This window comes from Actinokineospora sp. NPDC004072, assembly GCF_053604195.1.
The window spans coordinates 63310-72465 of sequence record NZ_JBSGHB010000013.1; the positions used below are offsets into that span (position 1 = coordinate 63310).

8 protein-coding genes are annotated in these 9156 nt (G+C 72.3%); 3 read left to right on the top strand and 5 right to left on the bottom strand.

Going from position 1 to position 9156, the window contains the following annotated elements; all coding sequences use genetic code 11:
- Positions 1 to 60: 60 nt before the first annotated feature.
- The 5 genes from ACWEPX_RS21005 to ACWEPX_RS21025 form a co-directional block, all read right to left on the bottom strand.
- The gene (locus ACWEPX_RS21005; RefSeq protein ID WP_451898890.1) at positions 61 to 378 is read right to left on the bottom strand and encodes a (2Fe-2S)-binding protein; all 318 of its coding nucleotides are present in this window, start codon (positions 376 to 378) and stop codon (positions 61 to 63) included.
- Positions 375 to 1523: an NAD(P)/FAD-dependent oxidoreductase gene (locus ACWEPX_RS21010; protein WP_451898891.1), complete on the bottom strand. Its 1149-nt coding sequence runs from the start codon at positions 1521 to 1523 to the stop codon at positions 375 to 377. The genes ACWEPX_RS21005 and ACWEPX_RS21010 overlap by 4 nt, the downstream gene beginning before the upstream one ends.
- Positions 1524 to 1582: 59 nt before the next feature.
- Positions 1583 to 2143: a helix-turn-helix domain-containing protein gene (locus ACWEPX_RS21015; protein WP_451898892.1), complete on the bottom strand. Its 561-nt coding sequence runs from the start codon at positions 2141 to 2143 to the stop codon at positions 1583 to 1585.
- A 152-nt stretch (positions 2144 to 2295) separates the two neighbouring features.
- On the bottom strand, positions 2296 to 4284 hold the full coding sequence (gene ligA, locus ACWEPX_RS21020) for an NAD-dependent DNA ligase LigA (protein ID WP_451898893.1): 1989 nt from the start codon (positions 4282 to 4284) through the stop codon (positions 2296 to 2298).
- 74 nt (positions 4285 to 4358) lie between these two features.
- Positions 4359 to 5204 carry an SDR family NAD(P)-dependent oxidoreductase gene (locus tag ACWEPX_RS21025; protein ID WP_451898894.1) on the bottom strand — a complete coding sequence of 282 codons (846 nt, stop codon included), beginning with the start codon at positions 5202 to 5204 and terminating at the stop codon, positions 4359 to 4361.
- Positions 5205 to 5320: 116 nt separating this feature from the next.
- Here ACWEPX_RS21025 and ACWEPX_RS21030 point away from each other — a divergent pair, with 116 nt between their 5' ends.
- The 3 genes from ACWEPX_RS21030 (at position 5321) to ACWEPX_RS21040 (ending at position 8812) form a co-directional block, all read left to right on the top strand.
- The gene (locus ACWEPX_RS21030; RefSeq protein WP_451898895.1) at positions 5321 to 5914 is read left to right on the top strand and encodes a TetR/AcrR family transcriptional regulator; all 594 of its coding nucleotides are present in this window, start codon (positions 5321 to 5323) and stop codon (positions 5912 to 5914) included.
- 274 nt (positions 5915 to 6188) lie between these two features.
- On the top strand, positions 6189 to 7967 hold the full coding sequence (locus tag ACWEPX_RS21035) for a hypothetical protein (RefSeq protein WP_451898896.1): 1779 nt from the start codon (positions 6189 to 6191) through the stop codon (positions 7965 to 7967).
- A 14-nt stretch (positions 7968 to 7981) separates the two neighbouring features.
- A complete protein-coding gene (locus ACWEPX_RS21040; RefSeq protein WP_451898897.1) occupies positions 7982 to 8812 on the top strand; it encodes a pyridoxamine 5'-phosphate oxidase family protein in 831 nt (276 codons plus the stop codon).
- Positions 8813 to 9156: the final 344 nt, after the last annotated feature.

The window sequence follows — 9156 nt, forward strand, 5'->3', positions numbered from 1 at the left end:
GGTTGCCGGTGTCTCCGGTCGCTTGAGCGGCTGGTGCTGCGGCCGCCATCTCGGCCCGGCTCATGTCGGTAGCTCCCCGCCTTGGTGGTCGTGGGTGTCTTCGGTCGCCCGAGCGGTGTCCACTGGTGGCAGCTCCGCGCCGTCCTGGTGGCGGATGCGGTCGCCGTCGGTGAGGAGGCGTTGGCAGGCCCGGGTGTCGGGGACGTCGTTGACCACGACGAGGCAGTCGTGGCAGATGCCGATGCCGCAGAAGATGCCGCGCGGGGAACCGCCGCTGCGGGTGGTGCGCCAGCTGGTGATCCCCCGCGACAGCAGCAGCCCTGCGACGGTCTGGCCGGGGGTCGCCTCGACCCATTCGCCGTCGAGTTCGACTCTCATGCCGGGATCACCGCCGGGCGGTCGACGCGGAACGGGTGGGGGTCTGCCGCGGGCTCCCGCTTCAAGACCAGGTCGGCGAGCAGGCGGCCGGTTGCCGGGGCCAGGCCGATGCCCGCGCCCTCGTGCCCGGTGGCGTGCCAGAGGCCGGGCAGCCGCGGGTCCTCGCCGATGACCGGCAGGTGGTCGGGGGTGTACGGGCGGAACCCGCCGTAGGCGCGCATCACCGGGACGCGGGCCAGGAAGGGGAACAGGGTGACCGCCTTGCGGGCCAGCTCGGCCACCACGTCGACGCGGATGGTCTCGTCGAAGCCGACGCGCTGCCTGCTGGACCCGATCAGCACCGTGCCCGCCTTGGTCGACTCGACCACGCTGGAGGTCTGCAAGTCGGCGTCGCCGCTGGCCACCGCGGCGACGTAATCGGCGTCGTACACCTTGTGCCGCACCGATTCCGGCAGCGGCGCGGTCACGAGGACCATCCCGCGCCGCGGCAGCACCTCGATGGGGGCGCCCGCCGCGCGGGCGAAGTCCGCCGACCACGGCCCGCAGGCGTTCACCACGATCGGGCACGCCACGGTCCCGCGCTCGGTCCGCACGCCCGCGACTGCGCCGCCTTTGGTCACCAGTCCGACCGCCGGTTCATTCGACCGGACCTCGCCGCCGCGTCGCCGGACCGCGGCCAGCATGGCGATCGCGGCGAGGACCGGCTGCACCTGCGCGTCCTGCGGGTAGTGCACTGCGGCGGTGATCTGCTTGGTGAGCAACGGTTCCATCGCGGCGGCCTCGGCTGGTTCCAGCTCGATGGCGTCCACTCCGGACCGGCGCTGGTCGGCGGCCGCCGCGGTCAGCGCGGCCGCGCCCGCCTCCGTGGTGGCGACGACGATGCCGCCCTTGGCCTCCCACTCGACGTCGGCGTCCACCCGGGCGAGGAGGTCCGGCCACAGGGCGCGGGAGAGCTGCGCCAGCGCCAGTTCGGGGCCGGGCGGCTTGTCGGAGACCAGCACGTTGCCCTCGCCCGCCGCCGTGGTCCCGCAGGCGGGGTCGCCGCGGTCGATGACGAGGACCCGCAGCCCGGCCGCGCTCAGCGCCTCGGCGCACGCGGCGCCGACCGCCCCCGCGCCGACCACCGTCGCGTCCACCGCGCTCACGCCTCACCACCGTTCAATAGAATGAACGCGGTGAGGCTAACTCCCGCCGCCGCGCCCGGTCAACCCCGGACGACGCAGCCTGCGACGGGCGCGTCCGAGGGGTATTCCAGCAGCAGCACCGACGCCACCGGCCCGCCCACCGTCTCGTAGATGTGCGGCCCCTGCGCGGGGAAGCAGACGTAGTCCCCGGCCCCCAACTCGTACGGCGCGTCCGGCGGCCCGACCCGCAGCATCCCGGAGATCACCACGACGTGCTCGCGCCCGGGATGCCCGGCCGACCGCTGCACCTCACCCGGCCGCACCCGCTGGTCGTACAGCTCGAACACGGTGTCGGTGACGTCCATCCGCCGCAGCATCCGCAGGTCGACGGCATTGCTGCTGAGCACCTCCAACCCCTGCGACCGCACCAGCACCACATCCGGCTCCACCCGCTCGGTCAGCAGCGTCGAGACCGGCACTCCGAAGGCGTTCGACAAACTGAACACCGTCTCGATGGTCGGATTCGCGTTGCCCCCCTCCAGCTGCGACAACGTCCCCTTGGCAATCTCCGACCGCCGCGCCAACTCCGACAACGACATCCCGGCCTGCTCCCGCAGCGCCCGCACATTGGCCGCCAACACCTGCCCAACCCGCCCACGCTCCACCGCGACCCTCCTCGTGCCCAGGGCAGAAGCCTACCCAGCCACCGCCCCTGACCAGCGGCGGCTTTCCGCCGCGGCAGGCCACGGCCGGTGTCGGCGGGCAGGTGGTCGCGCTGATGCGGCCCGAGCGCTCAGGTCAGGCCTGCGTCGATCAGGAGGCGCCAGATGTCGGCCTGGTCGACGACCTCGACGCCGTGTTTCTCGGCCTTGGTGAGCTTGCTGGCGCCCACCTCGGCTCCGGTGATCAGCATGTCGGTGTTGGCCGACACGGAGCCTGCGGTGGTGGCGCCTGCGCGTTCGCAGAGGCGTTGGAAGGTGGGGCGGGGGATCTTCTCGCCCGTGCGGGGGTCGGTGATGGTGCCGGTGATGACGACCGTCTTGCCCGCGAGCGGGGCGCCCGAGACCACGACCGGGGGGAGGTCTTCCTCGCGGACGTCGAGGGAGACGCCGAGGGCGCGGAGGCGGTCGATCTCCGGGCGGAGGCGGGTCAGGTGCTCGGTGAGGGACGCGGCGACCTTCGGGCCGATGTCTTCGACGGCGACCAGGCGCTCCTCGCCCGCGTCGGCGACCTCCTCCAGCGAGCGGAAGCCCGCCCGGCACAGGCGCATCGCCGTGCCCTCGGAGGCCATCGGGATGGCCAGGCCGATCAGCGCGCGGCGCAGGCCGACGCGGCGGCTGGCGTCGATGGAGTCGATCATGCGGGTCGCGGAGACCTCGCCCATGCGGTCGAACTCCAGCAGCTGGTCGACGGTCAGCCGGTAGAAGTCCGACGGGCGCTCCAGCAGGCCCGCCTCGGCCAGCCGCTCGATCCACACCCCGCCGATGGCCTCGATGTCGGCCGCGGCGCGCGAGGCCCAGTGGATGAGCCTGCGCACCGTCTGGGCCGGGCAGGCGACGTTGGTGCAGAACAGCTCGCGGCTGTTGCCCTGCTCGACCACCGGCTGCTCGCACGACGGGCACACCGCGGGCGGCACGATCTCCCGCTCCTCCCCGGTGCGCTTGGACTCGTCCAGCACACCCGCGACGAACGGGATGACGTCGCCCGCGCGGCGGACCAGCACGGTGTCGCCGATGCGGATGCCGCGGGCGCGGATCACCTCCTGGTTGGCCAGCGTCGCGCGGGTGACCGTGGTGCCGCCGACGAACACCGGCTCCAGCTGCGCGACCGGGGCGATCTTGCCCGTCTTGCCGACGTCCCACACCACGTCGCGCAGCACGGTCGTCTTCTCCTCGGCGGCGAACTTGTAGGCCAGCGCGCCGCGCGGGGAGTTCGACCTGGTCCCCGCCGCGGCGTAGGCGCCGCGGTCGGCCAGGCGCAGCACCGCGCCGTCGAGGTCGTAGTCCAGGTCGTTGCGCTGGGCCTCGATCTCGGCGATGACCGCCAGCGCGGCCTCGGCGTCGGCGCAGTGCCGCATGCCCGCCACCTCGAAGCCCAGGCCCACCAGCCCCGCCTCCAGGTCCACCTCGGTGGACTCGGCGGCGTCGAGCTCGAAGGCCAGGAACCGCAGCCTGCGCCCGGCGACGGTCTCGGCGTCCTTGGCCCGCAGCGTGCCGGAGGCGGCGTTGCGGGGGTTGATCAGCGGCTTGTCGGGGTGGGCGGCGTTGTAGGCGGCGAAGGTCGACCGCAGCATCATCGCCTCGCCGCGCACCTCGACCCGCCCCACCGGCCCGATCCGCTCGGGCAGGCCGTCGACCAGCTCCCTGACCAGCGGGGTGACGTCGTCGCCGGTGGTGCCGTCGCCGCGGGTGATCGCCTGCCGGAGCCTGCCGCCCTCGTAGACCAGCGCGAGGGACAGCCCGTCGAGCTTGGGCATGACCACCACCGGCTGCCCGGGGAAGCGCTCGAAGAACGCCGCGACCTGCTCGGGCTTGGTCGCCTTCTCCAGCGACAGCATCGGCCGCGAGTGCCGCACCGGCGCGTGCAGCACGTTGGGCGCGCCGACCTGCTCCAGCGGGTTCGGCTCCGGGGCCAGCTCGGGGTTGGCCGCGATCAGCGCCCGCAGCTCGTCCTCGATCGCGTCGTACTCCGCGTCGGCCACCAGCGGCGACCCCCGGTAGTAGGCATCGCGCAGCGCCACGACCCGGTCGGCCAGCTCCTGAATCCGCTCCCGTGCTTCCACACCGCAGAACCTACCGACCCCGCCCGACAGCCATTTCTCGCATCGGGCTCGGTTGCCCGCCCCGACCTGGCGATTCACCGCGGCGCGGGGACGGCCTTCTCCGCGGCGCGGCTGACCGCCTCCCAGCTCGCCCAGGTGGCCATGCGCTGGCGGGAGACCTCGAAGGCGAGGTCGTAGACCATGCTGCCCAGCAGCAGCCGCAGCGGCGGGTCGTCGCTGTCCACCAGCGTCATGATGGCCTCGGCGGCCAGGCGCGGTTCGCTGTCGACCGAGCCCTCGGCCCAGTGCTTGGCCAGCTCCGCGCGCAGCTCGTCGTACTGGGGGAGCGGTTCGGCGGCGGGGGTGCTGGTGTAGAGGTCGGTCCAGTAGCCGCCGGGCTGGACGATGGTCAGCTTCACCCCGAACGCCGCGGCCTCGGCGGCCAGCGCCTCGCTCATGCCCTCCAGCGCGAACTTGCTGGCGCTGTAGAGCCCGGTGCTGGGGAAGCCGCCGAGCGCGCCGATGCTGGAGATCTGCACGATGTGCCCGCCGCCCTGGGCGCGCAGCTGCGGCAGGACCGCCTGGCCCACCCACAGCGGGCCGAAGAAGTTGACCTCCATCTGGGCGCGGGCCTGCTCCTCGGCCAGCTCCTCCACCATGCCCATGACCAACGCGCCCGCGTTGTTGACCACGATGTCGAGCCTGCCGAAGCGCGCGACCGCGGCGTCGACGGCGGCGAAGACGGCCGCCCGGTCGGTGACGTCCAGACGCAGCGCCAGCAGCTGGTCCGGGTGCTCGGCGGCGAGCCCGTCGAGCGGGGTGGTGTCCCGGGCGGCGCCGACCACCCGGTCTCCTGCGGCGATGGCCGCCTCGGTGAACGCGCGGCCGAGGCCGCGGCTGGCGCCGGTGATGAACCAGACCCGGGAAGCGGTGGTGGTCATGTCCTGCCCTTCGATAGCGAGACGAACCGTTCCGTCTCGTTCGAGGTGAACAGTACCCGTCACGGCGGCGTTGTCAAGACGGACCGTCTCGTCTCATCGCGTGCTAGGGTGGGCGCGTGCCCACGAAGGTCGCCCCCGACCCCAGCCGCCGCAGCCAGACCGCGCGGGCGGCGATCCTCGCCGCCGCGCTCGACCTGGTGGGGCAGGTCGGCTACGCCAAGCTCAGCATCGAGGGGATCGCGCAGGCCGCGGGCGTCGGCAAGCAGACGATCTACCGGTGGTGGCCGTCCAAGGGCGCGTTGATCTTCGACGCCTTCCTCGCGATGGCGGGCGAAGGCGACGCCGCCGCCCTCCCGGACACCGGCGACCTCGCCGCTGACCTGAAACTCGTCCTGCGCGCCACCGTGGACGAGTTGAACACCCCCCGCTACGACTTGGCGATGCGCGCCCTGCACACCGAGATCGTCCACGACCCCGGGTTGGCCGCCGACTACGCCGAGCGGCTGGACGGGCCGATGCGGGAGCTGAAGAAGGACCGGTTGCGCGCTGCGCAGCGGGCGGGCCAGCTCGCCGAGGACGTCGACCTCGACGTGGCGGTCGACCTGGTCTTCGGCCCGATCCTCAACCGCTGGCTGCACCGCACCGGCCCGCTGACCGCCGACTACGCCGACAAGGTGGTCGACACCGCGCTCCGCGGGCTGCGCCCCTGAGCGTCCTCTGTGGACGCAGGCGTGGCGTCCGCTACCCGCTGTCGCACTTCTAGGAACCCGCGGGCCTGCTTTCCTACGAAAGGGCGGGATGCCGGGCACGGCAGAGTGAACCGGCAGGCGGGCAGTGCCGCGTCCGCGAGTCCGCGCGGTAGCGTCGATGCCGGGCGCAGGAGCGCCGTCATGGGGCGAAATCCGAAGACCGCGGCGATGGCCGCGCCATGCCCGAAACCGCCGCCGGATGCGGCAGGCGCACGCGACGAGACGTGGGGAAGCCATGACATACGTGGGCAGCCGTCCCGACGAGGAAGCGGTCGAGCAGGTGGCGGAGGAGGTCTCCGTGCCCGCCCAGCAGGCGCGCGGACCGCGGCCGCAGGCCGCGCCCATCACCGACGAGGAGTTCGAGCTGGGCCCGGGCGGCATCCCGCCCGACGCGCGGGCCAGGACGCTGGGCCGGTTGGCCGCGCACCTGGCCGAGGCCCGCGACCACATGCTCGGCTACCAGGTCACCGAGGACATGGACGCCTACCGGCACGACCTGGCCCGCTTCATGGACATGCACATCAACAACGTCGGCGACCCGTTCCAGGCAGGCGGGTACAAGGTGAACAGCAAGCCCGCCGAACGCGCGGTGCTGAAGTACTTCACCAAGCTGTGGCACGGCATCCCCTACCGGCCCGGCCGCAAGGAATCCTGCTGGGGTTACGCGCTGAGCATGGGCGCTACGGAGGGCAACCTCTACGCGATGTGGAACGCGCGCGACTACCTGGAGGGCAAGCGCCTGCTCACCAGCTCCGACAGCGCGCAGCCGGTCGCCTACGTCAGCCCGGTGGACGCCGACAGCGAGCACGCCTACGAGCCGGTCATCTTCTACTCCCAGGACACGCACTACTCCTTCGCCAAGGCCATCCGCGTGCTCAAGATCCCGACCTTCGGGCAGATCGGCCGCGAGCGCTACCCCGACGAGTGCCCGCTGGGCGGGGAGTGGCCCGACGAGGTGCCCTCGGCGATCCCGCGCGACGCGCCGGAGGACGAGCGCTACCCCGCGTTCGGTCCGGGCTCGATCGATGTGGACAAACTCGTGGCGCTGGTGGAGTTCTTCGCCGCCCGCGGCTACCCGATCATCATCAACCTCAACTACGGCAGCACGTTCAAGTGCGCCTACGACGACGTGCGCGAGGTGTCCGACCGGCTCATCCAGGTCTTCGGCGACAACGGGCTGATCTCCCGCGACGTGCGCTACGACGGCGGGACCGAGAAGCGCCGCGGGTTCTGGATCCACGTCGACGGCGCGCTGGGCGCGGGGTACATGCCGTTCCTCGACATCGCGGCCAAGACGCCCAAGTACGGGTACGTGCCCGAGGCGCCGATCCCGGAGTTCGACTTCGGGCTGCGGTCCACCTACACCGGCCCGCCCGGGGCCAAGGCCGAGCAGGTCGACATGGTGGCCTCGATCGCGCTCAGCGGGCACAAGTGGATGGGCGCGCCGTGGCCGTGCGGGCTGCTGCTGACCAAGGTGAAGTACCAGATGCAGCCGCCGGGCGAGGCCGAGTACATCGGCTCGCTGGACACCACGTTCGCGGGCTCGCGCAACGGCTTCTCACCCATCGTGATGTGGGACTACCTGGCCCAGCACCCGCACGACCGGCAGGTCACCAAGGCGGTGCACTCCCAGCGCATGGCGGCCTACCTGGTGGAGCAGCTGGAGAAGGTGGAGGCGTACTGGCGGGAGAAGCTGGGCGAGGACGTCGACCTCCACATCGACCGCAGCCCGCTGGCGATCACCGTCCGGTTCCGCAGGCCCAACCCCGACCTGGTGGCGAAGTACTCGCTGTCCACGGTGTCGGTGCGGATGCGGCCCCACGACACGACGCTGCGCAGGCTGGCGCACGCCTTCGTCATGTCCTTCACCACGCAGGACCGGATCGATGCGTTCATCGCCGACCTGTTCGCCGACGACGCCTTCGACTGGGACGAGAGCGCCCCGGCGCCGACCCGCGAACCGGTCGCCGGGCTCGTGGTCGGCGTTCCGTACGCCGACCGCGGCTTCGCCTGAGGCATGGGGGAGACATGACCGCAGAACCCCCGATCTACGACCCGTTCCGCAAGCACGAGTGGACCACGCCCACCCAGAACTTCTCGGCCAAGCTCGTCTCCTACGACCCCGACGTGGTCCTTCCGATCATCGACGAGACGTTCTACTGCCACATCGGCTACTGGGAGCCCGACCTCAAGACGGTCATGGTGATCCCGCGCCAGTACGGGCGCAAGGGCAACTCGCTGTACCTGCACGGCCCGGACCTGCACACGCACAAGCTCAAGGACAAGGACTTCACGAGCGAATCGCGCCTCTACCGGCTCATCGAGGCCGGGCGGGTGCAGCAGGTCTGCGCGACGATCACCCTCCTCGACGCCCTCGCCCTGGCCCGCTCCGCCACCCACGCCGCGATCTCCTACCGCTCGGTGGTGATCTACGGCAGCGCCACCGCCGTGACCGACGACGCGGAGAAGGCGGACGCGCTCAAGGTCCTCTGCGACCACATCGCCCCCGGCTACAGCGGCCAGTCCCGGCCGAGCACGGCCGAGGAGCGCCAGGCGGTCGGCATCATCCGGATCGACTTCGCGCACGTGTCCGCGAAGACGCGGGTGGGCGGGCCGAGCAGCGACGACCGCAAGGGGCATGAGGACCCCAAGGACAAGTGGGCCGGCCTGGTACCGGTCCGCCCGGTCTACGGTCCCCCGATCACCGCGTCGTACGTCCCAGCGGGGGTGGCGGTCCCGGACTACGTGCGGGCGCTGACGGGCATCAGGGGCGGCAACACCCTCGTCGTCGACCCACCCGTGCACTCCGCGGGCGAGTCGACCCAGGACGAACGGCCACCGGGCGCGCCGCTGATCTGACCAGCGGCCCCCACCGCCGGGCCGCGTCGCCCGCCGTCCCGGCACCCGGCCACGTCCCGATCCGGCCTGCGGACCCGCGATGCCGGGCGCGGTTCCGCAGGCCGGTGGCCCCACCCAGTCGCCGACCACCACCGTCACCGCCGAACCCACCCCTCCTACCTGCCCGGGCGATGGGCAGCCACCGCACCCACCTGCCTGCCCTTCGACACCACCCAACCCCGACCGTCCCGCCGCCCAGGCGCCGGGTCACCGCCGTGTCGAGTTGCTGGCGCTTCGGCACCGGCGATCCGGACCGTCCCGCCGCCCGAGTGTTCGGGTCGCCGCCGTGTCGAGTTGCTGGCGCT